This window comes from Rhodococcus sp. P3_B8 (assembly GCF_056402775.1).
This window is the reverse complement of record NZ_JBFUGT010000587.1, coordinates 1-1834: the sequence shown is the minus strand read 5'-3', so window position 1 is coordinate 1834 and position 1834 is coordinate 1. Positions and strand designations below refer to the sequence as shown.

General features: G+C 68.6%; 3 protein-coding genes. All 3 read right to left on the bottom strand.

The annotated features are described in order from the left end of the window. On the bottom strand, nt 1-588 hold a 588-nt coding region (locus tag AC1D1G_RS44835), incomplete at its 3' end, for a TlyA family RNA methyltransferase (RefSeq protein ID WP_477956899.1). 1 nt (nt 589) lies between these two features. Continuing rightward, the gene (locus AC1D1G_RS44830; RefSeq protein ID WP_050787244.1) at nt 590-817 is read right to left on the bottom strand and encodes a hypothetical protein; all 228 of its coding nucleotides are present in this window, start codon (nt 815-817) and stop codon (nt 590-592) included. 77 nt (nt 818-894) lie between these two features. Continuing rightward, nucleotides 895-1834 (bottom strand): HAD-IIA family hydrolase (locus tag AC1D1G_RS44825; protein WP_477956898.1); only part of this gene is annotated, 940 nt, incomplete at its 5' end.

The window sequence follows — 1834 nt, the reverse complement described above, 5'->3', positions numbered from 1 at the left end:
CACGTGGTCCTTGCCGACCTCGAACTGCGGCTTCACCATCGGAATCAGATCTGCGCCGTCGGCCACGCAGGCGACGAACGCCGGGAGGACGAGCTTCAGGGAGATGAACGAAAGGTCCGCGACCACCAGATCGACCGGGCCACCGATCTGCTCGGCATCGATGGATCGCACGTTGGTCCGGTCGATGACGTGGACGCGGTCGTCGGACTGCAGCCGCCACACCAGCTGGCCGTAGCCGACGTCCACCGCCACGACCTCCCGCGCGCCGTGGTGAAGCAGCACGTCGGTGAAGCCGCCGGTGGACGCGCCTGCGTCGAGGCAGCGCTTGGCCTCGACCTCGAGTCCGCGGGGGCCGAACGCCTCGAGCGCACCGAGGAGTTTGTGGGCGCCGCGCGATGCCCAGGACACTTCGTTGTCGACCTCGACCACCCGCAGCGGAGTTCCCGCTTCGATTGCGGTGGCGGGTTTGGTCGCTGCCGCACCCGAGATCAGTACTCGGCCGGAGGCGATGAGTTCTTGCGCGTGTTCGCGGGACCGGGCCAGTCCCCGCCGAACGAGTTCGGCATCCACCCGTGCTCGACGGGCCACGTCAGATCTTGTCCACGGTGGCCAGCGCCTCCACCAGCACGTCGTGCGCCTTCTCGAGAAGATGGGCTTTGCGTGGGATGACTCCGACGCCGTGCTCGTCGTCAGGATCCGGTTCGACGGCTCCGAGCCGCGACAACAATCCATCGACCTCCGAGTGGATCTTCTCGGGGTCGACACTCTGAGGAGGCCCAGGTAGATGGGCTCCCGGGCGCGGTATTGGCGTGCTCATCGGGCACAACGCTAGTCCATCGCGTTCCGATACGCATACAGCGAATCGCGTGACGGACAACGCGGGTCTGCCGGGTTTCAGGCACCCCAGCCGGAGGCGACCGCACTCACCGCGGGCGTCGTCGACGTGATTCGCGCGAAGTCGGGGAACTTCCAGGCAGCAACGGCCACGGCCCGCAGCAGAGCGGCCGAATCCACCGGCGCGGCGGAATCGGCGGTCGGTTCGATCACCAGGTCGGTGCCGTCGAACTCGACGGACCACCGGCTGTCCTCGCCGATGAGGGATTCCTCGGCGGGGCGGTTGAGCGCGTCCAGTTCGGACGCCAGATAGGTGGGCCGTTGCTCCGGGGCGGCACGCAGCACGTCGACCGCGGTGCTCACTCCGGTGAGCACCAGCAGCGAGTCGAGACCGACATTGTTGGCGCCTTCGATGTCGGTGTCCAGCCTGTCGCCCACGACGAGCGGGCGCGAGCACCCGCTGCGGAGCATCGCGTCTTCCATCAGCGGCGCGGCCGGTTTACCCGCCACGAGAGGTTCGCGGGACGTCGCCGTGCGTAGCGCCGCGACCATCGATCCGTTGCCGAGGACGAGTCCGCGTTCGGTGGGGAGGGTCGAGTCCAGGTTCGCCGCCACCCAGACCGCTCCGGCCCGGATCGCGAGGGTCGCCTCGGCGAGTATCGCCCAGTCCGTCGTCGGCGAATGTCCTTGGACGACAGCCGCGGGCGCGTCCTCGAACGACCGCACCGGGCGCAGTCCGACGTTCCGGACTTCGTCGGCGAGCGCTTCGGTGCCCACGATCAGGACCGGCGAATCGGGGGCGACGTTCTCCGCGAGCAGCCTGGCCGCGGACTGGGAACTCGTCACCACCGTCGACTCGTCGGCGTCGAACCCGAGTTCGGTCAGGTGTTCCGCGACCTCGCCCGGGCTGCGACTGGCGTTGTTGGTCACGTAGTAGCAGGACTGCTCCGCGGCCGCCAAAGCCTCTCGCGCGCCGGGGATTTCCTGCGACCCCTGGTAC